This window comes from Corynebacterium suranareeae, assembly GCF_002355155.1.
Classification (GTDB): Bacteria; Actinomycetota; Actinomycetes; order Mycobacteriales; family Mycobacteriaceae; genus Corynebacterium; species Corynebacterium suranareeae.
Genome location: NZ_AP017369.1, coordinates 2,676,986 through 2,703,875 on the forward strand (window position 1 = coordinate 2,676,986; position 26,890 = coordinate 2,703,875).

At 54.2% G+C, this 26,890-nt stretch carries 24 protein-coding genes; 12 read left to right on the forward strand and 12 right to left on the reverse strand.

Annotated features, from left to right (window positions below; translation table 11 throughout):
- The first annotated feature begins 1 nt into the window (after nt 1).
- Nucleotides 2-1,345 (forward strand): MFS transporter, encoded by a 1,344-nt coding sequence (locus N24_RS12385; protein ID WP_096457608.1) that lies wholly within the window; start codon nt 2-4, stop codon nt 1,343-1,345.
- Here N24_RS12385 and N24_RS12390 read toward each other — a convergent pair.
- Nucleotides 1,331-2,263 (reverse strand): AEC family transporter, encoded by a 933-nt coding sequence (locus tag N24_RS12390; RefSeq protein WP_096457611.1) that lies wholly within the window; start codon nt 2,261-2,263, stop codon nt 1,331-1,333. The two genes, N24_RS12385 and N24_RS12390, sit on opposite strands and share 15 nt — an antisense overlap.
- Nucleotides 2,264-3,544: an ATP-dependent Clp protease ATP-binding subunit ClpX gene (gene clpX / locus N24_RS12395; protein ID WP_096457614.1), complete on the reverse strand. Its 1,281-nt coding sequence runs from the start codon at nt 3,542-3,544 to the stop codon at nt 2,264-2,266.
- A 130-nt stretch (nt 3,545-3,674) separates the two neighbouring features.
- On the opposite strand from clpX, the gene N24_RS12400 reads away from it, so the two are divergent.
- Nucleotides 3,675-4,763: an SGNH/GDSL hydrolase family protein gene (locus N24_RS12400; RefSeq protein ID WP_096457617.1), complete on the forward strand. Its 1,089-nt coding sequence runs from the start codon at nt 3,675-3,677 to the stop codon at nt 4,761-4,763.
- On the opposite strand, the gene N24_RS12405 is transcribed toward N24_RS12400, so the two are convergent.
- Complete coding sequence (locus N24_RS12405) at nt 4,750-5,385, reverse strand: CoA transferase subunit B (protein WP_096457620.1); 636 nt, start codon at nt 5,383-5,385, stop codon at nt 4,750-4,752. The two genes, N24_RS12400 and N24_RS12405, sit on opposite strands and share 14 nt — an antisense overlap.
- Nucleotides 5,385-6,128 (reverse strand): CoA transferase subunit A, encoded by a 744-nt coding sequence (locus tag N24_RS12410; RefSeq protein WP_167382111.1) that lies wholly within the window; start codon nt 6,126-6,128, stop codon nt 5,385-5,387. Before N24_RS12410 ends, N24_RS12405 begins: the two co-directional genes overlap by 1 nt.
- Before the next feature lie 73 nt (nt 6,129-6,201).
- Here N24_RS12410 and N24_RS12415 point away from each other — a divergent pair, with 73 nt between their 5' ends.
- From N24_RS12415 to N24_RS12430, 4 genes are read left to right on the forward strand one after another with little or no spacing between them, the layout of a single operon-like run.
- A complete protein-coding gene (locus N24_RS12415) occupies nt 6,202-6,969 on the forward strand; it encodes an IclR family transcriptional regulator domain-containing protein (protein ID WP_096457626.1) in 768 nt (255 codons plus the stop codon).
- Nucleotides 6,970-6,985: 16 nt separating this feature from the next.
- Nucleotides 6,986-8,212 (forward strand): acetyl-CoA C-acetyltransferase, encoded by a 1,227-nt coding sequence (locus N24_RS12420; protein ID WP_096457629.1) that lies wholly within the window; start codon nt 6,986-6,988, stop codon nt 8,210-8,212.
- Nucleotides 8,213-8,214: 2 nt separating this feature from the next.
- Nucleotides 8,215-8,967 carry a 3-oxoadipate enol-lactonase gene (pcaD, locus tag N24_RS12425; RefSeq protein WP_096457632.1) on the forward strand — a complete coding sequence of 251 codons (753 nt, stop codon included), beginning with the start codon at nt 8,215-8,217 and terminating at the stop codon, nt 8,965-8,967.
- Nucleotides 8,968-8,977: 10 nt separating this feature from the next.
- Nucleotides 8,978-11,044, forward strand: coding sequence for a helix-turn-helix transcriptional regulator (locus N24_RS12430; protein WP_096457635.1), 2,067 nt, complete (start codon nt 8,978-8,980; stop codon nt 11,042-11,044).
- On the opposite strand, the gene pcaC is transcribed toward N24_RS12430, so the two are convergent.
- From pcaC to catA, 8 genes are all read right to left on the reverse strand, one after another.
- On the reverse strand, nt 11,030-11,398 hold the full coding sequence (gene pcaC / locus N24_RS12435) for a 4-carboxymuconolactone decarboxylase (RefSeq protein WP_096457638.1): 369 nt from the start codon (nt 11,396-11,398) through the stop codon (nt 11,030-11,032). The two genes, N24_RS12430 and pcaC, sit on opposite strands and share 15 nt — an antisense overlap.
- A 3-nt stretch (nt 11,399-11,401) precedes the next feature.
- Nucleotides 11,402-12,490 carry a 3-carboxy-cis,cis-muconate cycloisomerase gene (gene pcaB / locus N24_RS12440; RefSeq protein WP_096457640.1) on the reverse strand — a complete coding sequence of 363 codons (1,089 nt, stop codon included), beginning with the start codon at nt 12,488-12,490 and terminating at the stop codon, nt 11,402-11,404.
- A gap of 8 nt (nt 12,491-12,498) precedes the next feature.
- On the reverse strand, nt 12,499-13,113 hold the full coding sequence (gene pcaG, locus N24_RS12445) for a protocatechuate 3,4-dioxygenase subunit alpha (RefSeq protein WP_096457643.1): 615 nt from the start codon (nt 13,111-13,113) through the stop codon (nt 12,499-12,501).
- Between the two features lie 11 nt (nt 13,114-13,124).
- Nucleotides 13,125-13,817, reverse strand: a complete 693-nt coding sequence (gene pcaH / locus N24_RS12450; RefSeq protein ID WP_096457646.1) for a protocatechuate 3,4-dioxygenase subunit beta — start codon at nt 13,815-13,817, stop codon at nt 13,125-13,127.
- A 229-nt stretch (nt 13,818-14,046) separates the two neighbouring features.
- The gene (locus N24_RS12455; protein WP_096457649.1) at nt 14,047-15,210 is read right to left on the reverse strand and encodes an HNH endonuclease signature motif containing protein; all 1,164 of its coding nucleotides are present in this window, start codon (nt 15,208-15,210) and stop codon (nt 14,047-14,049) included.
- Nucleotides 15,211-15,376: 166 nt separating this feature from the next.
- Entirely contained in the window at nt 15,377-15,670 is a 294-nt protein-coding gene (catC, locus tag N24_RS12460) for a muconolactone Delta-isomerase (RefSeq protein ID WP_096457652.1), read from the reverse strand.
- A gap of 12 nt (nt 15,671-15,682) precedes the next feature.
- Nucleotides 15,683-16,804: a muconate/chloromuconate family cycloisomerase gene (locus tag N24_RS12465; RefSeq protein WP_096457655.1), complete on the reverse strand. Its 1,122-nt coding sequence runs from the start codon at nt 16,802-16,804 to the stop codon at nt 15,683-15,685.
- 74 nt (nt 16,805-16,878) lie between these two features.
- Complete coding sequence (gene catA / locus N24_RS12470) at nt 16,879-17,736, reverse strand: catechol 1,2-dioxygenase (RefSeq protein WP_096457658.1); 858 nt, start codon at nt 17,734-17,736, stop codon at nt 16,879-16,881.
- A 416-nt stretch (nt 17,737-18,152) separates the two neighbouring features.
- Here catA and benA point away from each other — a divergent pair, with 416 nt between their 5' ends.
- The 6 genes from benA to N24_RS12500 all read left to right on the forward strand — a co-directional run bounded on the left by benA (nt 18,153) and on the right by N24_RS12500 (nt 26,814).
- Complete coding sequence (benA, locus tag N24_RS12475; RefSeq protein ID WP_096457661.1) at nt 18,153-19,646, forward strand: benzoate 1,2-dioxygenase large subunit; 1,494 nt, start codon at nt 18,153-18,155, stop codon at nt 19,644-19,646.
- Nucleotides 19,647-19,686: 40 nt separating this feature from the next.
- Entirely contained in the window at nt 19,687-20,193 is a 507-nt protein-coding gene (gene benB / locus N24_RS12480) for a benzoate 1,2-dioxygenase small subunit (RefSeq protein WP_096457664.1), read from the forward strand.
- A gap of 8 nt (nt 20,194-20,201) precedes the next feature.
- On the forward strand, nt 20,202-21,740 hold the full coding sequence (gene benC, locus N24_RS12485; protein ID WP_096457667.1) for a benzoate 1,2-dioxygenase electron transfer component BenC: 1,539 nt from the start codon (nt 20,202-20,204) through the stop codon (nt 21,738-21,740).
- Nucleotides 21,737-22,567: a 1,6-dihydroxycyclohexa-2,4-diene-1-carboxylate dehydrogenase gene (locus tag N24_RS12490; RefSeq protein WP_096457669.1), complete on the forward strand. Its 831-nt coding sequence runs from the start codon at nt 21,737-21,739 to the stop codon at nt 22,565-22,567. The genes benC and N24_RS12490 overlap by 4 nt, the downstream gene beginning before the upstream one ends.
- A gap of 72 nt (nt 22,568-22,639) precedes the next feature.
- Nucleotides 22,640-25,327 (forward strand): helix-turn-helix transcriptional regulator, encoded by a 2,688-nt coding sequence (locus tag N24_RS12495; protein ID WP_167382112.1) that lies wholly within the window; start codon nt 22,640-22,642, stop codon nt 25,325-25,327.
- Nucleotides 25,328-25,473: 146 nt separating this feature from the next.
- Nucleotides 25,474-26,814, forward strand: a complete 1,341-nt coding sequence (locus tag N24_RS12500) for an MFS transporter (protein WP_096457672.1) — start codon at nt 25,474-25,476, stop codon at nt 26,812-26,814.
- The last annotated feature ends 76 nt before the right edge of the window (nt 26,815-26,890 follow it).

The window sequence follows — 26,890 nt, forward strand, 5'->3', positions numbered from 1 at the left end:
CATGGATATCCGCCAAACAATCAACGACACTTCGATGTCGACTTATCAGTGGTTCATTGTGTTTATCGCGGTGCTGCTTAATGCACTGGATGGTTTTGATGTCCTCGCTATGTCCTTTACCGCCAACGCCGTCACTGAAGAATTCGGCCTTAGTGGCAGCCAACTTGGTGTGCTTCTCAGCTCTGCCCTTTTCGGTATGACTGCCGGATCTTTGATTTTTGGACCAATCGGTGACCGCTTCGGTCGTAAAAACGCGCTGATGATTGCTTTGCTCTTCAACGTGGTGGGACTATTTTTGTCCTCTACTGCTCAGTCAGCAGGCCAGCTTGGTGTGTGGCGTTTGATCACGGGCCTTGGCATCGGCGGTATCCTTGCCTGCATCACCGTGGTGATCAGTGAATTCTCCAACAACAAAAACCGCGGCATGGCAATGTCCATTTACGCTGCAGGTTACGGCGTTGGAGCCTCGGTGGGCGGATTCGGTGCAGCGCAGCTGATCCCAACGTTTGGGTGGCGTTCCGTTTTTGCAGCGGGTGCTATTGCAACTGGTGTAGCCATGATTGTCACTTTCTTCTTCATGCCTGAATCCGTGGATTGGTTAAGCACTCGCCGCCCTGCGGGCGCTCGCGAAAAAGTCAACAACATCGCACGCCGCTTGGGCAAGGTTGGCACGTTTGAGTTTCCAGGCGAGCAAAGCTTGTCGACGAAAAAAGCCGGTGTTCAATCTTATGTTGCCCTGATGAACAAAGATAACCGCGCCACCACGATCAAGTTGTGGGCTGCGTTTGGCATCGTGATGTTCGGCTTCTACTTTGCCAACACCTGGACTCCGAAGCTGTTGGTTGAAATGGGCATGTCTGAGCAGCAAGGCATCATCGGTGGTTTGATGCTGTCGATGGGTGGTGCCTTTGGTTCCTTGCTCTATGGCTTCCTCACCACCAAGTTCAGTGCTCGCAACACATTGATGGTGTTCATGGTGCTTGCGGGTGCCACCTTGATCATGTTCATCACCTCCACGTCTGTTCCATCCATCGCGTTTGCCAGCGGTGTGGTCGTGGGAATGCTCATCAATGGTTGCGTGGCTGGTCTGTACACTATTTCCCCACAGCTCTACTCCGCGGAGGTTCGTACCACTGGTGTGGGTGCGGCGATCGGTATGGGTCGTGTCGGTGCTATCTCAGCTCCGCTTCTGGTGGGTAGCTTGTTGGATTCGGGTTGGTCACCAACTCAGCTGTATGTCGGAGTTGCGGTGATCGTTGTGGCCGGTGCAACCTCGTTGATTGGTATGCGCACTCAGGCGGCAACGGTCGTCGAAAAGCAGCCTGAAGCTTTAGCGACCAAATAAGGCCGCGATTCCTAGCATGCCGACGAGCGCTAGGAAGGTGGTTAAAAAGACGGTATCGCGGGCGAGTATCTCGCCTTTGCGGTACGTCGCCGCGTAGTTGTACACGTTTTGTGCGGCGGGCAAAGCAGCCAAAATAACAGCGGCGTAGAGATAATCACCGTCCAAACCAAAGGCCTTAGCGATTAAAAATGTAATGGCTGGCATGCCGACGATTTTCATCGCGGTTGCAGTCAAAACGCTAGGGCGATCAGGTTTGGAAGACAGCACGTTGGTTGATGGCAATGATGCACCGAAGCTCATCAAAATGAGCGGAATGGATGCACCACCCAAAATGATAGTGGGTTCCATGACTGCTGCAGGCAGCTGAATTTCCAAAAGGCACACCACCAACCCGGCGATAGATGCCAACACAATTGGGCTAAGCAGTGAACCTTTCACTGCGGCCCAAATTTTTTGTCCCCGACTACCTGCAACATCACCTGATGTTAAAGCCGCCAAGATAAGTGGTGCGAAGATCACCATTTGCATAACCAAAATCGGGGCCACGTATGCGCCGGTGCCCAGCACATAAATTGATACCGGCAGGCCAATATTGTTGGAATTCACATAGGCTGATGCCGCTGCCCCGGTTGCCGTAGTAGCAATATCTTTTTTGAAGAAAACCGCCGAAATCACGCAATACACAGCTGCAGTAACCAGAGTGGCCACAAAGGTCACCACGATAACCGGCGAGATCAATTCGCTCGGATCTGATTGCGCGACAACATTAAACAACAACGCTGGGGTTGCCGCATAAAATGCAATGCGGTTTAACACTAAGCGCTGTTTGTCATCGGTGATAACCCCCAGCTTTGCCAGGAGAAATCCAACTCCGATGACCGACAGGATAATGGCAAAGCCGGTGATCACTCCCGCCAATTAAGCGGTCTTTTCTTCTGCTACGGATTCCAGCATCTCTGGTTCGGCTTCACCCCGAGCCACTGCCCCGGAAATAATCACCTCAGCGACATCTTCCCTATCAGGCAGGTCATACATGATCGGCACGAGGATTTCTTCCATGATGGCGCGCAGACCACGCGCTCCTGTCTTGCGTTCAAGGGCTTGGTTAGCGATTTCCTCCAACGCGTCATCAGTAAATGTCAGTACAGCCCCATCCATTTCAAACAGGCGCTGGTACTGCTTCACTAACGAGTTGCGTGGTTCGGTGAGCACCTTGACGAGGGATTTTTGATCCAGGTTGGATACGGTAGCCACCACGGGCAGACGGCCGATGAATTCTGGGATGAGCCCAAATTTCACGAGGTCTTCCGGCCGGACATCTTTAAAGATATCCACGATGTCGGCTTCTTCCTTCTTGGAAGCTACCTCAACACCAAAACCTAAGCCCTTCTTACCGTTGCGGTCTGCGATGACTTTTTCCAGACCAGCAAAAGCTCCGGCGACAATGAACAAAATATTCGTGGTGTCTAATTGAATGAAATCTTGGTTGGGGTGCTTGCGGCCGCCCTGTGGTGGGATCGCAGCAACGGTGCCTTCCAAAATTTTCAGCAACGCCTGCTGCACGCCTTCACCGGATACGTCACGGGTGATGGAGGGATTTTCAGATTTCCTGGAAATCTTATCCACCTCATCGATGTAAATGATGCCGCGTTGGGCACGCTCCACATCGAAATCAGCAGCTTGCAGGAGCTTCAGCAGAATATTTTCTACATCTTCACCCACATAGCCAGCCTCTGTCAGTGAGGTGGCATCGGCGATAGCAAACGGAACATCGAGTAGTTTTGCCAAAGTCTGTGCCAGGAAAGTCTTGCCTGAACCTGTTGGTCCAAGCATCAAAATATTGGACTTCACTAACTCAGTTTCTGGCTCATCGTTGCGGCGGCGCCCAACAGTTTCCGACGCACGAAGACGCTTGTAGTGGTTGTACACCGCAACAGACAGGATACGTTTCGCCGGATCCTGCCCAATGACATACGTATCAAGGAAGGCAGAAATCTCCGATGGCTTGGGGAGCTCATTGCGCTCCTGTTCATCAGGTTGAACCTGCCCGAGCTCTTCTTCAATAATCTCGTTGCACAGCTCGATGCATTCATCACAAATGTATACGGCACCACCTGCGATGAGTTTTTTTACCTGCTTTTGGCTCTTTCCGCAGAAGGAACATTTGAGCAGATCGGCGCTTTCCTGCATACGTGCCATTAGACTGTGAGACCCGCTTCCACGATTGAAAAGATTTACTGCGTACAACTCTAACCAACAATATTGGCAATGGGTTGTTCCATCTTAGCGTTTTACCTGTGATCCGTGCTTGAGCGGTACGCTTAAGCCAATGAATCCCGAGTTTATTCACGGCGCTGTAGAAATCGAAACCACTGCCTTAGGCCTTCGACCGCTGCGGCTCCGCAAGGATCTGGTTGACCGTTTTTGTGATACCCAGTTTAGCGCGATGCAGCGCCAGCCGTCAGGCGTGCGGATTGTTTGCCGCACCACGGCTACATCAATTTCACTGACTACCTTCTCCACGCGCGTGGTCTATCTGGATTCAGGCAGGCCGGGTGGCAAGATTGATGTGCTTATCGACGCCGCCCCCGCACTTTCCACGCCAACGTCCGGGGGCGATACCACGGAAGTAGATTTCCTCACCGGCGCCACACAGCGGCGCACCGAAGGCCCACAAATACTTACGGTGGATGGACTCTCCGAAGCCGAGAAATTAGTCGAGTTCTGGCTGCCTCACAATGAAGAAATTGAGATTCTTTCACTAGAGGCCAATGCCGAACTTCATCCTGTAAAAGATGATCGGCCGATGTGGGTTAATTACGGCAGCTCGATTAGCCAGGGATCTAATGCCACATCCCCGTCGAAGATTTGGCCAGCGTTGGCTGCACAAGAGAAAAATATGAGTCTGCTCAATTTAGGCTTCGGTGGAAGCGCCATGCTTGATTCATTTATGGCCAGGATGATCAGGGATACTCCCGCTGATCTCATCACCGCCGAAATCGGTATCAATATTGTCAACGGGGATGTGATGCGGCGGCGAGGTTTAGAGTCAGCTATTGATGGATTTATCAGCACCATCAGAGATGGACATACCGAAACCCCAATTAAAATTATCTCGCCGTTTTATTGCCCGATTCATGAAAAAACTCCAGGTCCCGGCGCGTTTGATACCGCTTCTTTTGGTAGCGGGCAGATCAAGTTTTTGGCCACAGGTGAACCCGATGATCTAGGGCGTTTAACCCTGGAGATGGTGCGTGAGGTGTTGGAGGGGTTCGTCGAAAAGCAAAAAGACCCGCACCTTTCCTACATTGATGGTGCGAGTCTCTACCAGGTAGGCGATGCGCCGTTGCCGGATAATTTGCATCCGGACGAGGCATCGCATGCCTTGATTGCGCAGCGCTTAATTAAGCAACTTTGAAATCAGCTTCGGTGATTTCGCGCAGTTCTTCCACGGTGACGCCATCGGCGCACTCGATCAGGGTGAGTCCTTCGTTGGGATCCACAGAGAACACTGCGTGGGTGGTGACAATCATGTCCACGCACTTCGCGCCAGTTAGTGGCAGGCGGCAAGCTTCGAGGATCTTCGGCTCGCCCTTTTTGGTGACGTGATCGGTCATGGCGATGATCTTGGATGCGCCGTGAACCAGGTCCATTGCGCCACCCATGCCCTTAACTAGCTTGCCCGGAATCATCCAGTTGGCCAGGTCGCCGTATTGGGAGACTTCCATTACACCCAAGACAGCAACGTCAACGGCGCGGGAACGAATCATGGCGAAGGAATCCGAGGAGGAGAAGTAGGAAGCACCTGGTGCAACCGTGATGGTTTCCTTGCCCGCATTGATCAGCTCTGGGTCGAGCTGCTCTTCAGTTGGGTAAGGGCCAACGCCGAGCACTCCGTTTTCAGAGTGCAAAATTACCTCTAGTCCCTCTGGCAGGTAGCCGGGGATTAAGGTGGGCATGCCGATGCCAAGGTTGACGTACTGGCCGTCTTCTAGTTCTTGGGCAACGCGGGCTGCCATTTGGTTATGATCCCAAGTCATTATTTAGACACCGTCCTGTTTTCGATACCGGTTTCTTGTGGTCCAACATGGACGACACGGTTTACGTAAATTCCTGGCAGATCAATTTCATCTGGGTGGAGCTCATCAACCAGGTGCTCGACCTGGGCGATGGTGATCTTGCCACTCATGGCTGCATCTGGGTTGAAGTTCTGCGCGGTCTTGCGGAACACCAAGTTGCCAAAGCGGTCTGCCTTGTGTGCGTGAACCAGGGCGAAGTCAGCGCGGATGCCCTCTTCCATGACATATAGCTGGCCGTTGAACTCGCGGGTTTCCTTAGGCTTGGAAACAACCGCAACGGTGCCGTCGGTGTTGTAGCGCTGCGGCAAGCCACCTTCTGCGACCTGCGTGCCTACACCTGCGGTGGTGAAAAATGCTGGAATGCCAGCGCCACCTGCACGGAGGCGTTCTGCCAATGTGCCCTGTGGGGTGAACTCAACGGTGAGTTCGCCTTCTAGGTACTGACGTGCATATTCCTTGTTGGATCCAAGGTAAGAGCCAATGGACTTGGAGATTTTTTTGTCCAACAGCAGGAGTCCAAGGCCAAAGCCGTCGGTGCCTAGGTTGTTGGAAATGATGGTCAAATCGCCTGCGCCTTGTTCGCGCAGGGCAAGGATCAATGCAGTGGGAATGCCCACGAGGCCGAAGCCACCGACGGCGATGGAAGCACCGTCTGGGATATCGGCCACCGCTTCAGCAGTGGAAGAAATGGTCTTGTTAATCATGTGAGACATGCTAACGTAATGTTCATAATAAGCACAAGGGTTCGTAATGCGAACAAAAAGAGGAGTTGATGGGATGGTCGAACAATCACCAGATTTTGTCCAATCATTTGCCCGCGGCCTATCTGTGATCCGAAGTTTTAGCGCAGACAATCCGTCCCAAACTTTGTCAGAAGTAGCCAGCCAAACTGGACTGTCACGGGCCACCGCTAGGCGCTTCCTCCACACCCTGACAGACCTTGGGTACGCGGTAAATATTGATTCCAAATTCCAGCTCACACCACGTGTCTTAGAACTGGGATCAAGCTATCTATCTGCATTATCCCTGCCTGCGATAGCACAGCCTCGCCTGGAAGTACTCTCCCGCCAGGTGGGAGAATCCAGTTCCATGTCAGTACTGGATGGCACCGACATCATCTACGTATGCCGTGTTCCAGTGCGTCGAATTATGACGGTGAATATCACCATCGGCACCCGCTTCCCGGCATACGCAACTTCAATGGGGCGCGTCATCTTGGCTAGCCTGCCCGAGGATGAATTGGATGAGATCCTCGCCACGGCACCCCCGGAACAGCTAACCACCCGGTCACTAACCTCCATCGCTTCGATCCGAGAAGAGATCGTAGCTACCCGCGAAAGGGGGTGGGCATTGGTGGATCAGGAGCTCGAGCCAGGATTACGATCGCTGGCGGCTCCCATCACAGATGCTTCAGGTGTTGTGGTTGCGGCCATCAATGTTTCAACCCAATCGGCGTCACATTCAGTGGAGGATATTCGCAAGCAGATGTTGCCGCAGCTGCTTGAAACTGCACAAGCTATTTCTACTGACCTTTTGTCTCTCTAGCATTTTAAGGAAAATCATGAATCCTCAAGACATCGTCATCTGTTCCCCACTGCGCACCCCAGTTGGTGCTTATGGTGGATCATTCACCGGAATTCCCGTCCAAGATCTTGCCACCACCGTGATCAACGCGATTGTTGATGCCACCGGCATTACCGGCGACGATGTAGACGACCTCATCCTTGGCCAAGCTTCCCCCAACGGTGCTGCTCCTGCGTTAGGTCGCGTTGTTGCATTGGACTCCAAACTGGGACAAAACGTTCCTGGCATGCAGCTTGACCGCCGTTGTGGTTCCGGCCTGCAGGCCATTGTCACCGCTGCCTCCCATGTGGCTTCCGGCGCGGCTGACCTGATCATCGCCGGTGGTGCAGAATCCATGAGCCGCACCGAATACACCGTCTCTGGCGATATCCGCTGGGGTGTAAAAGGTGGCGATATGCAGCTGCGCGATCGTCTCGCAGAAGCACGTGAAACCGCTGGTGGACGCAACCACCCAATCCCTGGTGGCATGATCGAAACCGCTGAGAACCTGCGCCGCGAATACCAAATTTCCCGCGAGGAGCAGGATCAAATCTCCGCAGCTTCCCAACAGCGTTGGGGCAAAGCAGCAGATGCAGGGCTTTTCGACGACGAGATCGTGCCAGTTACCGTTCCTGCCAAAAAGCGCGGCCAGGAGCCAACCATTGTCTCCCGTGACGAGCATGGTCGACCAGGAACGACCGTCGAAAAGCTTGCCTCCCTGCGCCCAATCATGGGCCGCCAAGATGATGAGGCAACCGTGACCGCCGGCAACGCTTCTGGTCAAAATGATGGCGCTGCCGCAGTAATCGTGACAACTCGTGCCAACGCAGAGGCAAAGGGCCTGCGCCCAGTCATGCGTCTGGCCGGATGGTCTGTGGCTGCAGTTCCACCAGAGACCATGGGTATTGGACCAGTTCCAGCAACCAAGAAGGTCCTTGATCGTTTGGGACTAACCTTGGACGATATCGGAGCAATCGAGCTGAATGAAGCTTTCGCAGCTCAGGCGTTGTCTGTGCTGAAGGAATGGGGAATCTCTTGGGAAGACGAGCGCGTCAACCCACTTGGTTCCGGTATTTCCATGGGCCACCCAGTTGGTGCAACCGGAGCTCGCATGGCGGTAACCTTGGCTCACCGCATGCAACGTGAAAACACCCAGTACGGCCTGGCAACCATGTGCATCGGTGGCGGCCAGGGTCTTGCAGCTGTATTTGAGAAGGAGAACTAAACATGGCAATTTTGCACAGCGTTTCCTACGGATCATCCAACAACACATTGGTGTTTATTGGATCTTTGGGATCCACCACCGACATGTGGCTGCCACAGCTTGATGCGTTGCACAAGGACTTCCGTGTCATCGCCGTTGATCACCGCGGACATGGACTTTCTGAAGTTGTTCACGGCACCCCAACTGTTGCAGATCTCGCTCAAGACGTGCTGGATACCCTCGATGATCTGGGTGTCACCACTTTTGGCGTGATTGGTTTGTCCCTTGGTGGTGCGGTGGCTCAGTACTTGGCTGCTACTTCTGATCGCGTAACCAAGGCTGCATTTATGTGCACGGCTGCGAAATTCGGCGAGCCTCAGGGCTGGTGGGACCGTGCTGCTGCGTGCCGTGAAAACGGCACCGCATCCCTGTCTGAAGCCGTGATCCAGCGTTGGTTCTCCCCTTCCTGGCTGGAGAACAACCCTGCATCCCGCGAACACTTTGAAGCCATGGTTGCAGGTACCCCTTCTGAAGGTTATGCGCTGTGCTGCGAAGCCCTAGCCACCTGGGATTTCACCAACCGTCTTGGAGAGATCACCGTTCCAGTGCTCACCATAGCCGGTGCAGATGACCCTTCCACGCCTCCAGAAACCTTGCAGATCATCGCCGACGGCGTTGCAAACGGGCGCGCAGAAGTACTAAGCCCCGCTGCACACGTGCCCACTATCGAGCGCCCATCTGAGGTAAATGAACTGCTAGCGCAACATTTCGCTTAATGTTATAAGCATGTTTACAACTAGTCTCCTGCCCCGTCGCCAGTTGTTGCTTCGGCGTTTACTCGCTGAATTCACCACTGATCGCCGGGGCAGGTTTCTTGTTGTCACCGGACCTCACGGGGTTAATAAGGAGCATTTCACCCGGGAGTTCGCCGCCGAGTTGGGGGAATTTGAGGTCAACCATCTTCTCAAAAAACGTCCGCGGCTAAGCATCGTCGTGGTCGATGATGTGCATTTAGCTGATCCCGACGATATCCAAAAAACACTCAATTTGGTGCACACCAAGGGCCTGATCGTGTTGGCCTCTGCCCCGCACCGGATCCCAGGCGCCACGGATTTGCTGGCGCTGCCACCACTGACGGTCGCGGAAACCGCGCTGCTTGCGCGCCAAATCGTCGGCCACTGCACGCCAACCACCGCCCACCGCCTCAACGACGCTGCAGGTGGGTTGCCACAACTTATCAGAGAGCTTCTCGACGCCACCCCCATCGATCACTGGTCCACCGACCGCCCTACCTTAACCGTGCCAGAACACTGGATGACCACGATCGACATTAAAGATCCAGTGCTTCGGGAAGTTGCATCGCACCCATTCTTTGATGGCTGCCCCGTTGGAGAACTCAATGCCGATAAGTTTGTCGAAGACGGGACGTTGATTCACGAAAACGGTGTCTTAAGATTCCGCAGCCCAGAAGAACGAACCCTAGTCAGAGCATCCACCCCGCCGTCGATGGCTAAAAACCCGCGGGAGTGGGAAACAACGGAAGGGGGCGTCGATAAGCTTATTGCCGCTGGAAACCTGCCACTTGCCCGGCTGCATGTGGAGGAACTACCCCAGGCCGAAGAGCAGCGCGCCTTTTTGGCGCTGTATGGCGGGCAATCTTTTGAGGCGGCGTCAACCTCACCGTTTTACGGTCTAGCCACCTGGGATCCGGACACCATGCGCGGCAACCCGACGTTTGACATGTTTGCCGATGCCTTAGACACCGGCCATTTTGAAGCAACGCCGCGCCCAGATGCCCCAGCAGAAGCCCAAATCCATGATTTCATCAGCGGCTGGTTGGCCTTAGTTTATGATGATCCGCTAACCGCCCGCCGTTTGCTGTCCAGACGCGGCCCCTCCGATTTGGTGGGCTTGTGGCAATCCGCATTCCTTGCACGCGCACACTATGTTTTAGGTGAATTCCAACAAGCCTCCGCCGTGGTAGAACGGGGCCTTGCCACCGGCGATCGCACCGGAGCTTCCCTGCTTGAGCCAGTCCACCTCTGGACCGGCGCCCAAGTAGCAGCCATGTCCGGGCGCACAGAATTAGCCAACCACTATTTGCAGCGCCTCACTGTTCCAGATGATGCATTTCTCATCCAAAAACTCAGTGCATCCATGGGCAAACTCATCACCGCATCCATGACCTCTGACACGCGTGCCGCCTCATTAGCGGGCGATCGCATGGCCTCGGTTGTGTACACCACCAATACCCAACAGCCCGGTTTTTGGGCATGGGAAGATATGTACGCAATCTCTCTAATCCGCACCGGACGCATCGATGCTGCCGCCGCTGTGATGGATGGGATCCCCGACTCCACCATCCCATCGCTTCGGGCACGAAACTTAGTGCCGCAGGCAAATATCGAAATCCAACGAGGCTCCACTGCGCGCGGAGTAAAAATGCTCTCAGAAGCCGTCGATCTGATCTCCTCGGTCAACATGCCAGCTTATGAAGCCCGCATCCTTTTCGAATACGGCCTCGTCCTTCGACGCATGGGCAGGCGCAGCCAAGCCGCAGAAATGTTTACGCACGCTGAAGAAGTATTCACCGCCATGGGAGCAGTCAGCCTCGCTGCACGATGCCACGGTGAAAGAAAAGTCGCCGGAGTTGGTGGACCACGCAGATCAGCGCAGGGTCTTACCCCTCAAGAAGAGCAAATCACTGCGCTGGTCGTGGACGGATACTCCAACCAAGAAGTCGCCCGCGAGCTTTCCTTATCCGCCAAAACGGTGGAATATCACCTCACTCGGGTGTATAAAAAGCTCGGGGTTCCCTCCCGTGGAGCGCTCCGGGAATTACTTAAGGTCTGATACCGCGTTGTTCAGCAACTTGAAACCGTGGTTTGAGTTCGGCACACCCGCATACACCGCGGTGTGCAAAATGACCTCACCAATGGTTTCCTGATCCACACCAGCGCGCAGGGCAGCACGAATGTGCATATCCAACTCGCCGTCGTTGCCCACGGCAGTCAAAATAGCGATGGTCAACAAACGACGCTGCGTGTGATCCAGACCGGGACGCTCCCAAATATCACCCCACGCCGTGCGAGTGATGAAATCCTGGAACTTCTCGGTCACCTCAGTGGTGTTGTCCACTGCACGATCCACGTGTGCATCGCCCAAAACTGCGCGACGGTTTTTCATGCCGGTTTCATAACGATCCATTAGTTAAAGTCCTTTTCCGTAGATTTCTAGTGCTCGTTCTGCCAAATCTTGCGCATGCCCGGTTGATCCCTCAACTCGGCTTGCCATCACATCAACATTGACGGTGATGCCATCAATGCTGGTAGATGCCCTGCTTACTGCAGAATGAGTCACTGCTGCCAACTCGCGCAGCGTTGCCCACTCCGCGTGCCAGCTGCCGGTGCCGCGTTGTAAACGGCAGTCGAGGGCGTCGAAAAGCGTTGCTAGAAGCCCAGGTGCCCGGCGCGCGTAGCCGTCACACGCAATGGCCGCCGCTGGGTTGGCCTTGTGAGGCATCGCGGAGCTGCCACCGGGTGATTTCTCCCGCAGCTCGCCGACCTCCGTTTGCGAATAAAACACCACGTCACCAGCGATTTTGCGCACGACACCAGCAGCCGTAGCCAGAGCTGATGCAATCGCCGTAACCGGGGTGCGGTCAGAATGCCACACCCACTGCGGATCAGAAAGGCCCAGTTCGCTAGCGAGTTTTGCCTGGATCTCAAAACCGCGCGGATGCACAGCGGTCATATTTCCGCTGGCCCCGCCGTACGACACCGGAAACTCCAGCGCCTCCAACGCACGCTGCGCATTAACCACTGCAACCAACCAGCCGCCGGTCAGCGCGCCAAACGTGGTCGGCGTAGCGATCTGCCCCAACGTACGCCCCATGATCGGCGTGGCTTTATGCTCGTCGGTGAGCCCGGCCAGGTCAGCGCCGAGCTTTTTAAGCTTGTCGACGACCCCCTCCACTCCCTCTTTCATACACAACATCAACGCAGAATCAATGATGTCCTGACTTGTTGCACCAATGTGAATACCTGCTGGGTTGATCGCTTTGAGATCTTTCACCAGCGGAATAAGCGGATTCCCGCCTTCTGCTGCTCGCCTGGACAAATCTTCTACATCCAGTTGATAAGAATCAATGGTGGCCTTAGCCGTTGCCGCGTGTTCAGGAGCTGCTGCAACCGCCAAAGCGACCTCCACGACAAGAAGATTGTTTAGAAACGTCTCGTCGGAGAGGCAGCTGAGGGGTTCTCCGCTCCCAGCAAGGTCGGAGTATAAGGATCGGGTCATAGGTTTATTTAGAGTCCAAAGAATGGGGTTTCGTTTTCTTCAGCTTGGACGATGATGTCAAAGCGGAAGCCGTCATCTGTCTTTTTCGCAACCAGCAGATCACGACGCTCAGCAGGAACCACAGCCAGAACTGGGTCCGTGCTCAGATCGGTATCTGGCAGGTATGCGCGAGTGTACAGACGTTCTAGAATGCCACGTGCGAAAAGACCAACCTTGAAGTGCGGTGCCTCATCATCAAATGCACCGGGAACCAAGGTAGTAAACGTTGCTTCGCCCTGCTCGTTGGCCATTGCGCGGCCCAATCCACGGAAACCATCAACGGTTGCAGCTTCCTTGCGGTTCGGATCCAAATCGGAGTTGTGCACTCCTTCTGGATCTGCCTGCCACAGCTCAAACATGGCATCTGCAATTGGGTCGCCATTGCCATCAACTGCGGAAACAGTGAAGGAGATAGCTCCTTCAGAACCTGGCTCCACAAGGTGCTCTGCGCCCTCGAGGGTCAGACCAATGTGAACATAAGGGCCCACAGTCTGTGAAGGAGTAATGCCGAACTCTGCTTCATTTTGATCGACGATATTCGACTGCTCGTAGCGGAACTCGCCATTTTTCCCTGTATCAATCATTGAAAAACCCTTTACTCAAATGGGGTGGCGTTGCGGCCACGAAGGACGATGTCGAACTTGTAACCAAGCGCAAAGTTTTCACGAGTCTCGTCATAATCAAATGTTGCGATCATGCGCTCACGTGCACCCTTGGGCACCGCATTGTAAATCGGATCCTGGAAGAACAGTGGATCGTTAGGGAAATACATCTGCGTAACCAGACGCTCAGTGAACTGACGTCCATACAAGGAGAAGTGAATATGCGCTGGGCGCCATGCGTTGTGGTGGTTACCCCAAGGGTAGTTACCTGGCATGACAGTCCAGAAGTGGTAGTGGCCGTCCTTGTCGGTCAATGTACGTGCCACACCGTTGAAGTGTGGGTCCAGCGGTGCTGGCCACGAGTCGTTCTTGTGGCGGTAGCGTCCAGCTGCGTTAGCCTGCCAAGCTTCAACCAAAGTGTGTGGAACTGGCTTGCCATCGAATCCGAGGACACGACCGTGGACGAAGATGCGCTGGCCGATTGCCTCGCCACCGTTGACCTTGGTCATGTCGTTGTCGGTTTCACCCAGATCGCGGTCACCGAAGACAGGTCCCGTGGACTCGCCGAGTCGGCTGGGGACCATGATGAGATCGTTGCTGGGGTTGCGTTTGATGGTGGTCCGGTACTCCGGGAAGTGCAGTGGGGAGTATTCGCCTCCCGTCGGGGCGAAGTGTGGGATGTCCATGCGAGACCTTTCTAACGGCTAGTGATGTAGATCTCAAACTAGGGGCGATTGAGGTCATTGACAAGTAGTTCGAAAAGCGAACATGTCATATTGCGCGTTTAGATTCACTGCCAGCGCAAACCCCGATCCTCAGGGGTTAACTAGGGGTGTGCATAAGGGATCACCCGCCCAATACTTTGGGTGAACTGCGGAAAGCTAATTCACGCCCAGTTTCCGACCCCTACCCCCGCTAATCGTCCAACACTTCCAGTGAGCTGCGGAACTTCTCAAATGATTTTTCCATTCGCGCCGCCAAGGTTTGACCCCATTGTCCGGTTGGCATTTCTTGCGCCAAGGGCCCCACCGGCTCCGTGACCACAGTGCGGTTACACGGTCCAATCCAAGCAACCCTACCCATCGAATCTATGGCAGCACGGACTCGCTTATCAGTTTTCATGTTGTGGTGATGCGCGCACAGACACTGCAGGTTCCACGCCGCAGTCACCCCACCCTCCTCGCCAAAGGGAATCACATGGTCAATCTGACAATTATCAGCAGACACCGTGCAACCCGGATGCCGGCAAGTCCCATCCCGGCCCATGACATACAGGCGCAATTCGGGGCTAGGGGTATATCCATTTTCCACCCGGGTAGCAACGGCATCTAAGTCAATTACCTTGGAGGTAGTTTTACCAACCTTGCACGATTCCTCCTGAGTAAGAAAACCCACCCCCGGAATCCACGAGACCCCTCCAACCAATGGCGTGTACACCGCACTAACCACCTTGACCTGGGTGCGCCCCTCAATAAACCTCACCAACGCCTGAGCGAGGTCTTCCCCCTTTTGCTTAACCTTTTCCAAGGCCTTATGAAACAGCTTTCCAGTAATTCCGCCAATATTTCCGCTGATATAGGTACGCCCATCTACATGGCGAAACGTTAAAGTGCCATCATTTCCCTTTGGCCCACGCTTCTTACCAGTGAAGGTAGTATCCAACTCCTTGATCCAGCGAGTAATCAATCCAGCCAATGCAGAAGCCTCCATGAGGGCCTGCCCCGGCACGCGCGGAGTGAGCTTTTCCGCGATACGACGATCAAGCTCATCCCACAGTTCTGGCTTTGCTTGCTTTACCGCTTGCATAATTCTGGCCAAATATGGAACACGCACATGAAAATGCGTCTCTACCACCACCCGTAGAATTGGCAACTTTTCCAATGCCCAGATGGCATTAATTGCTTGCCCAATAAAGTGCTTGGACTCCCCGGTAATGGTTTTAAGCTCCATGATCAATGTACTGGCATCAGCCTCAGGGTTTGCAATGAGCAAACTCCATCGCTGGATTTCCATTTGAGCCATCTCATAGTTGATCCGACTCTCTGGGCTATTTGGGTCCTGATGGCTAAAGTAGGTCATTTTAAAAGCCCCCTAGTGTTGTAAACTCCCCTGACTTAGCTCATTACCTAACACCTTATTTCAAACATGCTACACAAACAAGTGTTCTAACGAAAATTTGTTCTAATCGTTACCGGAAAGAAAAACCGCCTTACCCAAACTGCAGGTAACGCGGTTTCTTAGCTAATTAACCTTTGAGGTAATACTCCAAAGCATTAGGATGTTTTGCCAACGGAGTGATCTTCACATTCATGTATTTGAACATCGGGAAGCCACTCAAAATTGTGTGCAACTCATCATGATCATCAACATCAAAGATGGAGTAGTTTGCGTACTCGCCGACCACCCGCCAGATTGCCTTCATAATGCCGCGGGATTGTAAATCCCCGGAGTAGGCCTTTTCCTTGGCCTGAAAATCAGCCATGACATCGGCATCCATGGAATCAGGAAACTCAACATCCATGCGTGCTAGAAAAAGCATCAGTTTTTCTCCTTATTTACGGGTATAGAAATTGACCTTGTCCATGTCTACATCAACACCTAAACCTGGACCCTGCGGCACAGTAAGTTGCCCATCCTTGTATTCGAAGTCTTGGACAATATAGGTGTCTTTAAGCAGCTGTGGCCCAAAAAGCTCAGTGCCATAGGAAATAGCCTTGGTTGCTGCTGCAAATTGGAGAGATGCCGCAGTACCAATTGGCCCCTCGAGGCTGGTTGCTCCGTGACAGGCAAGTCCACCGGCCTCAGCGATAGCTGCAATCTTCTTGGATTCCAGCAATCCTCCATGCTTGGTGGTCTTCAGCGCGATTACATCCGCAGCTTGGGCTTTCACTACAGCCAAAGCTTCTGCAGGGGTCCACACGGATTCATCCGCCATCACGGAAACGTTGGTGCGTCGAGTAATTTCACGCAGGGTCTCCAGGTCATCGGCGGGCGTAGGCTGCTCGAAAAGCTCCACGCCAGCCTCAGCCAAGCGTGGCAAGTACTGCAATGCCGTACGACGATCCCAGCGGGCATTGATGTCAATGCGGATGGATACTCGGTCGCCAACTTCACGGGCCAGTTCAGCTACGCGGCGGGTATCTTCGGCTGGATCACCGGCGCCCATCTTCAGCTTGAACGAGCGGTTTCCGAACTCCTCAATGCGCTCTTCGATTTCCGCCACAGCCACATCTAGTGGCAACACGCCAAGCGCCCAGGTGACATCCACCTTGTCACGCACGGTGCCGCCAAGCAGGTCGCGGACAGGCACATTAAGGCTGCGGGCCCAGGCATCATGCATTGCGACGTCAACAGCCGCCTTGGCATAACGTGCCCGCGCAACTACCCGCTCAAGGTCTGTCATAATTCCTGCCAGCTCAGAGACAGCACGTCCGATGAGCACTGGGGCGAGGTAGCCGTCGATAAGCGCCTTCATGGTTTCCACCGACTCGCCACCCCACCATGGGCCGCCGGGTACGACACCTTCACCGTAGCCGATGACACCGTTTTCTAGGTGCACGCTGACCAGCAAGATGTGCTGTTCAGTGGAAGTTGTAGTGGCAAATCCATGTGGGCGAATGAGAGGGACATCAAGGATGCGGGTCTCAACTTTTTGAATTATCAGATCAGACATGTATTGAGCTTTCTAAATAAGTGGGAAAAGTCCCGCCACAAAAGTGGTCGGGACTCATTCTGACTAGATTAGACCTAGTCTTCCTTATCCAGGACGAATGGGTAGGTAACGTGGTTACCGTCCTCGGCGGTCTCTGGGTGCAGAATCAGTTCTGGCTTCACAGCGGTTGCAACGTCGTTCTCGACCCACTTGCCACCCTCGAAGTAAAGCTGGGTGGTAATGGTGCGGTAGCCCGGGTGGGAAACGCGCAGGTGGAGGTGAGCTGGACGCCATGGGTGTCCACCGTAGGACTCGATGAACCAACCGGTTGGGCCGTCGTGAGGGATCTGGTAAGGCGCAGGCTGCAGGGTCTTGATCTTGTAGCGGCCCTCCTCATCGGTAACGATGGTGCCACGCAGGTTCCACTCTGGGATTCCAGGCGCGAACTGGGAGTAGTAGCCATCCTCGTCTGCGTGCCAGAGCTCAACTTCTGCTCCACCAAGACCGTTGCCATCAAGGTCAGTAACCTGGCCTTCGAAGAACAGTGGGGTGCATGCGCGGTCCTTGTCACGCATTGGCATCTCAGCATCCCAAGGAAGCTTAGGAGAGTTCTCTACGTAGTAAGGGCCTTCGATGGAACCCTTGGTGCCGGTGTAGTCATGGCGGTTGTAGTTGATCTCTTCGATCTCGTGCTCAACGAAGACATCCAGCCACAGTGGCCACTCGCCGTATTCTCCAACGTCGATCATCCACTGCTTGAGCACTGCGTACTCTTCGTAGGTGACCTCGTGCTTGTGTGCAACCTGAGCGATAGCAGCAAGCAGATCTACGTAGATTGCATTTGCACGCTCCTTTGAAGTGTCAGAGGAAACGCGGTTTGCCTTGAACTTGTCGGTTGCCTTATTGCCCGAATCGTGGGCGGTTGGATCAACGGCCTGTTCAGCTGAAGTCATTTCATGCTCCTTGAGACTTTGGGGGTGATGTGGGGGTGCGAGCTCGGTTATCACTGCGCTTGTTTTCAGCTGTGATCCGCTGAACTCGATAACAACACTGTGGCTTGAATCATTTGATCCGTCAACCTCCTAAATTCTTTAAAAACGATAAAGGATCCTTAAAATCCATAAGTTTTTCCCCATAATCCCACTTCAAAGCACTTGATAGCCACATCAATTACATGATGCGAACAGAAACCCCCGAGCAAACCCTAGGAATTCCCCTAATGTGATTCACTTCATTGTTAGTGCATTGTTGGTGATACGCCATCGACACCGCGAATAAACCCGCAAATGTCACAATCCGCTTCAAAGCAAAAATAAAAACGACATCACGGTGGCAAAACCAACTTCTTATCACTCTCTTGGAGGTTCACATGTCCACACCAGTCTCAAATTTGGAAAGCGTTCAGAAGACTCTGGACCATGCACTTGAGGACCGTCCGGACGAGGGCATCGTGCGCGTCAACCGCAACATCTTCACCGATCCCGAGATCTTCGAGCTCGAGATGCGCCACATCTTCGAAGGCAACTGGATCTACCTGGCACACGAGTCTCAGATCCCTAACCCTGGCGACTACTTCACCACCTACATAGGTCGCCAGCCCATCATGATCACTCGTTCCAAGGACGGCACACTTAACTGCCTGATCAATGCGTGTTCTCACCGTGGCGCCATGCTGTGCCGCCGCAAGACCGATAACCGCACCACCTTGACCTGCCCATTCCACGGCTGGACCTTCAGCAACGACGGCGCACTTCTTAAAGTCAAGGATGAAAAAGACGGCGCATATCCAGAAAACTTCCGCACCGACGGCTCCCACGACCTGCGTCGAGTTCCTAAGTTCGAGTCCTACCGTGGCTTCCTCTTCGGATCCCTCAATGATGATGTTGTACCTCTAGAAGAGCACCTTGGTGACACCCGCACCGTCATCGACATGCTGGTAGACCAGTCCCCAGATGGACTTGAGGTTCTGCGTGGATCTTCCACCTACACCTACGACGGCAACTGGAAACTGCAGACCGAAAACGGTGCAGACGGCTACCACGTGTCCTCCACTCACTGGAACTACGCTGCCACCACTTCCCGCCGTGGCACCGGTGAATCCGCCAACGAAACCAAGGCAATGGATGCAGGTACCTGGGGCAAGCAGGGTGGTGGATACTTCTCCTACCCATACGGCCACATGCTTTTGTGGATGTGGTGGGGCAACCCAGAAGACCGCCCACTGTTCGATCGCCGCGATGAGCTCAAGCAGAAGTTCGGCGAGGAAAAGGGCGAGTTCATGGTTGGTGCATCACGCAACCTGTGCCTCTACCCCAACGTGTACCTGATGGATCAGTTCTCCTCCCAGATCCGCCACTTCCGCCCAATCTCTGTTGATCAAACCGAAGTCACCATCTACTGCATCGCACCTAAGGGTGAATCTGCTGAGGCACGTGCAAACCGCATTCGCCAGTACGAGGACTTCTTCAACGCAACCGGCATGGCGACCCCAGATGACTTGGAAGAGTTCCGCTCCTGCCAGAAGACCTACCAGGCAACTTCATTCCCATGGAACGACATGACCCGTGGATTGGGCCACCAGGTTGAGGGACCAAACGAGGTTGCCAAGGGACTGGGCATGAATGAAGTGCTTTCCTCCGGTGCTCGCACCGAAGATGAGGGCTTGTACCCAATTCAGCACAGCTACTGGCACGAAGCATTGCAAGAAGCTGTGAACAAGCAGTCCATCAAGGACAAGGAATTGGCTGATAACCAGGCTTCTTCGCTGGCTACCGTCGCTGCTGCAAAGAAGCGCGAAGAGGCAAAGGCCGCTGCGAAGTCCGACGCCGGAGAGCCACGCCGCCGTCGTCGCACCCGCGGCTAGAGACGTCGACAAGCAAAAATCTTTTTAAGGAGAACCCCTCATGACCACTGCACTTTCTACTATCACTCGCGCTGAGATCGAAGACTTCCTTTACTATGAGGCGCGCCTGCTCGACGACCGCAAATTCGAAGAGTGGATCGAATGCTACCGCGAAGACGCCGAATTCTGGATGCCAGCTTGGGATGACAACGGTGAGCTCACCGAAGACCCACAGTCTGAAATCTCGCTCATCTACTACCCAAACCGTGGTGGACTAGAAGACCGCGTGTTCCGTATCCGCACCGAGCGTTCCTCTGCAACCTCACTGCCTGAGCCACGCACCGGCCACAACACCAACAACGTGGAAATCCTGGAGCGTCGTGACGGTGAAGTAGACATCCGTTACAACTGGATCACCTTCTACTACCGCTACAACACCACCGATACCTATTTCGGCACCACTTTCCTCACTCTTGATGTAAGCGGCGAAGCCCCAAAGATCGTGAAGAAGAAGGTCGTTTTACACAACGACTACATTCACCACGTTGTTGATATCTACCACGTCTAGGAGGCACCATGACCCACCAAGTTGCACTAGCCTTTGAAGACGGCATTACCCGATTCATTGATTGCGAAGAAGATCAAACCGTTGCTGATGCCGCCTACCAGGCACGCATCAACATTCCTTTCGACTGCCGCGATGGCGCCTGCGGAACCTGCAAAGCGTTCTGCGAATCAGGTGACTTCGACGAGGGCGAATACATCGATGATGCTTTGTCCGAAGATGAAGCAGCCGACGGCTACTGCCTGCCGTGCCAGATGACCCCTAAGACGGACCTCATCTTGCAGATCGCTACCACCTCCGTGCTGGCAAAAACCGGCGCAGCCACATTCGATGGCGAGTTGAAGGAGATCAACCACTACTCCGATTCCACCATCGGCATTGAGATCGAGCTGGAAAACCGTAAGGATCTAGCGTTCCTACCTGGCCAGTACATGAACATCCAGGTCCCAGGAAGCGATCAAACCCGCTCCTACTCCTTCTCATCTGCGCAAGATTCCGATAACGTGCAGTTCCTGATCAAGGTAACCCCAGGTGGCCTCATGACCACCTACCTCACCGAGCAGGCAAAGGTTGGCGACAAGCTCACCCTGACCGGCCCCATGGGTTCCTTCTTCCTGCGTGAACCTGTCCGCCCGATTCTTCTTCTGGCTGGCGGTACCGGACTTGCACCAATCCTGGCGATCTTGGAGAAGCTATCCCGCGATGAGCTCCTGGATGTACCAATCCGTCTGGTTTATGGCGCGAACTTCACCCACGATTTGGTGGAATTGGATCGCCTTGATGCATTCAAGGACAAGTTCGACTTCGATTACATCACCGTGCTGTCAGATAAGGACACCGAGCACCCACGCAAAGGCTTCGTTCCAGCTCACCTGACCGGCGAGTACGAACCAGATGAGGACACGGACGTCTACCTCTGTGGACCTCCTCCAATGGTTGAAGCTGTGCGCCAGTTCCTTGGCACCTTGGACAGCCCACCGCTTGACTTCTACTACGAGAAGTTCACCTCTGCGGCAGCTCCAGCAGCTGAAAAACCTGAAGTCACTGTTGAATCCGGTGAGGTTGCAGAAGACTTCACCATGGTTGAGGTCTCTACTCCTGGCATGTCCTCTGGTGAGATCCACTCTTCTGCAACTCAGCTCAACGCCCGCATGGCGCTTGAACTTGGTGCATTAGAGTTGGCTATCAACAAGCTCGGCGATCGCGATATCGAGCGTTTCCGCAACCTGGCCAACACTGCGAACTCCTTCATCGATGGCGACAAGCTTCTCGACGCAGTGAAGTTCACTGAGGCCAACGCTGATTTCCACGAGTTCCTGTTCCGCCGCGCAAACAACGATGCGCTGCTTGCGGCATACCAGAACCTCGAGGTTGTCAAAGAGATGAAGGATACCCTCCCGGGCGCCGAATGGATTGATCCGGCAATTGCCACTGAGCACTTAGCGCTTGTCGACGCCGTCTCCCAGAAGGATCTAGATACCGCGCGCACTATCATTCGTGAGCACGCGGGTCACGGCATTGACACCATGGCAAAGGCTTGCGAGAAATGAGCGCGCCAGTAGGACAAGGCGTTGCAGGTCGCCCTACCCATGTCACCCCTGAACGTTTCTTTGGGCAAGGCGTTGTGGTGACCGGTGCCGCCCAAGGTATCGGAATGGCCGTTGCACACCGCATCGCCTATGAAGACGGCAACCTACTGTTGGTTGATCGCTCTCCTTTAGTGCATGAGGTGGCTGAGGAACTTCGTGAGGCTGGAGCTGGAACCGTTGATTCCTTTGAGGCTGACTTGGAAACTTTCGAAGGCGCAACCAGCGCTTTGGAGTTTGCATCTTCGAAACTAAAGAATCTCGATGTGGTCATCAACAACGTTGGTGGCACCATCTGGGCTAAGCCTTATCAGGAGTACTCGGAGGAAGAAATCCGTAAGGAAATCAACCGCAGTCTCTTCCCTACCTTGTGGATGTGCCGGTCGGCACTGCCCATTTTGATTCAAAACGGCGGCGGAACGATCGTGAATGTTTCTTCCATTGCAACTGGTGGCATCAACCGTGTTCCTTACGCTGCTGCTAAGGGCGGTGTCAACGGCATTGTCTCGGCACTGGCTAAGGAAGCTGCTCCGCATAATGTGCGCGTTGTGGCAACGGCCCCAGGTGGCACGCTTGCACCAGAACGTGCTGTCAAGCGTGGTCCTGGACCTGAGAGCGAGCAGGAAGAAAAGTGGTATCAGCAAATTGTTGATCAAACCATTGATTCCAGCTTGATGAAGCGCTACGGCACTTTGGAAGAGCAGGCCGCTCCGATCTGTTTCCTCGCATCTGAGGAAGCGTCCTACATCACTGGCTCGGTCATGCCAGTGGGTGGAGGTGACCAGGGTTAACCCTTGGCCACTCTTAGGGACTTGTATCTGTTTTTGCAGGTACAAGTCCCTTTCTTAGTTTAAGATTGGTTCATGGTCGCTTCAGTTTCCTTTACCCCGTCATCATCCCAAACCTTCCAACCACGAGCATCGATCATCGTGCAAGAAGTCAGCACACAGATCAAAAAGCTTGAATCTGGCGAAGGAAAACTTTTCCACATCAGTGGCCAGCCCGGCGCGGGTAAAACTGAATTCGGCATGCAGCTCATTGAAGAGCTTCAAGGGTGGACGGTCGTGCGTGTTGCTTCACTTTCTTGGCTGAAAAATAGCCCGCGCAACCTCTTAGGCCACGTGGCACACAAATTAGGTGCTCATTCCGCCAACTCGATTCGCGGGGTGATCGACCGCCTTGACGCTGCCACGGTGGTCATTGTTGATGACGTGCACTGGGCTGATGTGGAATCCATGCAAAAACTCATCGAGTATTCCATGCGCATGGTCTCTGGGCGTTTCGCACTGATCATGATTGGCCTTGATGAGGAAGAATTAGTCTTCCACGATGAAGTGGTATCGCTGCCGTCGATCGCCGATTCCACCTATGTGCTTCCTCCGATGAGCATTGAAGAAATCCGCCAGCTTGCCCTCACTGATGTTCGCGGACGAATCAGTGCAACCACGGCCACAGATATCCAACGAATCACCGGTGGCGTCTACGGCAGGGTAAAAGAAGTCCTCCATGCAGAATCTCCCGACCACTGGAGAATGCCGAATCCGAATATCCCCATCCCTCAGAGTTGGCATGCAAACCTCATCAGACGTATGTCCAGCAAGGATTTCTGGCCCGTACTTCTGGCGGTAGCCATTCTTCCCGCCGGCGGCTCCATCGATCTAGTTAAACTTTTAGGCAACGACCCCACGGGCACGCTTTGCGACGACGCCGTCCGCAGCGGCCTGCTCCGCGTGCTGCCGTCTGACGGTCCGCCCCAAGTAGATTTGGTCCTGCCCATCGACCGCGCTGTACTTCAAGCACGCACACCTTTAAATACCCTGGCCGAACTACACCACAAGGCTGCTTTATATTACAAGCAATGGAATCAGACTGATGCTCAACTCCAGCATGAAGCCTTCGCTGCCATCGATCCAAACGATCCCGCAGTCAAGGCTCTTGCGCAACGTGGATACGCCTTGGGACGAACCGGCCACTGGATGGAATCAGCACACGCGCTTTCTTTAGCTGCCAACCGCACAGCACACAGTGAAGAAGCAAATAAGTACCTATTGGAATCTATCGATTCGCTCATCGCCGCTGCCGACCTACCACAAGCACGATCCAAAGCTTCCACGCTTGATCTTGGCGAAACCGGCATCCAACAAGACTCCATGCTTGGCTATTTAGCTATTCACGAAGGTCGGCGCCTTGAAGCTCGAAACCTCCTGCAGCGCGCAGCTGATGAAATTTTGGCGCAACACCCAATCGACCCCATCAACGGCCCGCGCATGGCTCAAAGAAAAGTTCTGTTCAATTTGGTTGATTGGCAACCCGAAGAACTCCTCTTGTGGGCCAAACGCGCAGTTGCCTGGACCGATGAAGATGCGGGTGAAAAAATTGAAGCCCAAGCAATTTCCCTCATCGGCCAATCAATCCTTGATGGAAAACTCCCCGAAGACATCCCCATCCCAGGTGAAACCACGCTGCACGCCCAGCGACGCCACATGGCTATGGGATGGTTGGCTATGGTCCACGACGACCCCGTAACAGCGCGCCAAAAACTAGAACGTCGCACCTCCATCAACGGATCAGAGCGCATTAGTTTGTGGCAAGACGGCTGGCTGGCACGTTCCCTGTTGCTCTTGGGTGAATGGGAAGAAGCTGCACGCACAGTGGAAATTGGTTTAGCCCGTGCCGAGCAGTTTGGTATTCGATTCCTTGAGCCACTTCTGCTGTGGACTGGAGCAACTGTTGCCACTGCCCGCGGAAATGACGATCTAGCGCGAAATTACATGCGCCGATTATCTAATGACCAAGACTCCTTCATTGTTCAATCCATGCCGTCTGCGATGTGTCGCATGTGGGTGCATCGACACCGAAACGAAATCCCCGGCGCGATTGTGGCCGGTGAGCAATTGGAAAAACTCTCAGCGCAAAAGCACGTCAACGCCCCTGGTTTTTGGCCCTGGCAAGATATCCATGCAACGCACCTGATTCGACTTGGTGAAATCGAACGCGCGGAAACTCTAGTTGACACCACACTCGAGGAACTTGAAGGATCCGACATCATGTCGGCCCACGCCAAAATTGCGGTCCCGCACGCCATGCTGATGATTCACCACGGCGATGTAAAACAAGGATTTAAGCGTTTCGACGAGGCCCTCGAAATGCTCGATCCCCTCACCCTGCCCCACTATCGAGCACGCATTTGTTTTGAGTACGGACAAGCCCTTCGACGCCAAGGCCAGCGCCGTCGCGCCGATGAACAATTCGCACGTGCTTCATCACTTTTCCAAGACATGGGGGCCACTGCGATGGTTACTTTGGCCAACCGTGAACGCCGCGTCGGTGGACTAGGGCAACGCACTGAACAATCAGGTGGACTTACTCCCCAAGAATATGAAATTGCACAATTAGTTGCCTCTGGACATGCAAACCGAGAGGTTGCACAAGAGCTTTTCCTTTCGCCGAAAACTGTGGAATATCACCTCACCCGGGTGTATAAGAAGCTTGGAATACGCAATCGAATGGAACTTGCTGAAGCATTGAAGAAGTACTCCCGTGACGCCTAGCAGCGGATATATCACCGGACAAGTACCCCCTAGAACTCTTTAGGGCTATCCCTAGTTTCACGTTATTTCGCCACGGGTTTAAATGTGAATCACATCACCAGCAGGTGAATGAACGTGATTACTTCACAGGCTCAAGGAGAACTACTGTGGCTACCCAAATTTCTGGCGGCTGGCAAAGCGCCAAACACCGCACCACCGTTTATATGGTCCTCGTGGTCGTGGGCATTTCCATTCTTTTTGACGGCTACGACCTCGTGATCTACGGCGCGGTGCTGTCCACTCTACTAGGAGATCCAACCCAGATCGGTGCTCTCAGCCCAGCTGTAGCCGGCACCCTTGGATCCTACGCAATGATCGGCGTCATGATTGGCGCACTGTCCGCAGGCGCTGTTGGTGACCGCCTTGGACGTCGCAAAGTTATGCTCACCGCGATCGCATGGTTCTCCGTCGGAATGGCACTGACTGCTCTGACAAGTTCCATCGCGCTCTTCGGATTCCTCCGGTTCCTCACCGGACTGGGAGTGGGCATGATCGTTGCCACCGGTGGCGCAATCATCGCGGAGTTCGCACCAGCAAATAGGCGCAACCTGTTCAACGCAATTGTCTACTCCGGTGTCCCAGCTGGTGGTGTCATGGCATCCATCCTGGCTCTTGTTCTTGAAGATGCCATCGGCTGGCGCGGACTCTTCCTCATCGGCGGCTCCCCACTCCTGTTCCTGCTCCCAATGGCATACTTCTTCCTGCCAGAATCCCCACGCTGGCTGACCTCACGTGGCCGTGTTGCAGACGCCAAAGCCCTCTGCGCACGCTATGGGCTGCCGACAGAGGAGTTTGTCGTCGAAAAGCAGCAGGCAACAAAGGGCACCGGGTTCGCTGGAATTTTCTCCTCCAAGTACCTGGTGGGCACCATCTTGATCGGCGCAATGAGCTTCATCGGACTGCTGTCCACCTACGGACTGAACACCTGGTTGCCAAAGATCATGGAATCTAACGGCGCAACCGCGCATGATTCCCTCTACTCCTTGCTCTTCCTCAACGGCGGCGCAGTCTTCGGCGGACTCATCGCATCCTGGTTCGCAGACCGCATCGGAGCGAAAACCGTCATCACCTCCACCTTCGCACTCGCTGCAATCTGCCTCGGCGTACTGCCAAACATCTCCTCCTGGCCACTTATGTACACCGCAATCGCATTCGCTGGCATCGGTGTTCTGGGCACGCAAGTCCTCACCTACGGCCTGACCTCGAACTTCTTCGGAACCGAGTGCCGCGCAGCTGGTGTGGCATGGTGTGCAGGCTTCGGACGTCTCGGCGGAATCGTTGGACCAGCAATCGGTGGCCTTATCATCGGCGCCGGATTCGGACCTAGCTCCGCATTCCTCATCTTCGCTGCTGCCGGCGCAATCGGCGCAGTCTGCACCGCACTGATCCCACGTTCACCTGCAGAAATCGAAGCCAAGATTGTGCAAGAACCACTCGCACGTGTCTAACACCCACTAACCGATTTCAAGGAAGCTTCGGCTTCCTTTTTCGGCATTTCTACCAGCCCTAGTGAAAGGTAAAAGA